This is a genomic window from Mesorhizobium sp. M6A.T.Cr.TU.017.01.1.1 (assembly GCF_004023115.1).
GTDB classification, from domain to species: Bacteria; Pseudomonadota; Alphaproteobacteria; order Rhizobiales; family Rhizobiaceae; genus Mesorhizobium; species Mesorhizobium mediterraneum.
In genome coordinates, this window is the sequence record NZ_RZTA01000292.1 from 1 (window position 1) to 459 (window position 459).

1 pseudogene is annotated in these 459 nt (G+C 55.6%); it reads right to left on the minus strand.

The window, feature by feature from the left end:
• A pseudogene (locus EOB36_RS34050) lies at nucleotides 1-236 on the minus strand (hypothetical protein); the annotation flags it as partial.
• Between the last annotated feature and the right edge of the window lie 223 nt (nucleotides 237-459).

The window sequence follows — 459 nt, forward strand, 5'->3', positions numbered from 1 at the left end:
TAGTCCATCGCACCCGCTATCTTTTCTCCGCTGTAGTAGACGAAGCCGACCGTCGACAGATAGAGGTCGCGGACGGCGACGGTGTAATCCTCATATTTGGCGAGCGATTTTTTCAAGGCTTCGATGTCGGCCTTGTTGGCGCCCTCGGCCCGAGCCGAAGCAACGTTCAGCCACGCGCCCACCAAACCTGTCGAAACGAGGACGCCGCAGCGCCCAAGGCTGGCTGTTCTTGTCATGCATTCCTCCCAGATTTCTGATCTGACCGTGCAAGACCGAGGCGGAAAAATGCTGATTGCGCGGCCAGTGACACCGCCTCATCCCCTCAGGAACAGCGATGATGCTATTCCTTTCCATAGCTGCGGGAAAGATACATTTTAGCAACAGCTAATTCAACAACGCTACATCCGCTCAAACAAAAACGGCCCCCCATGGGAGCCGTTTCGCATTGGTTTGCCGTAC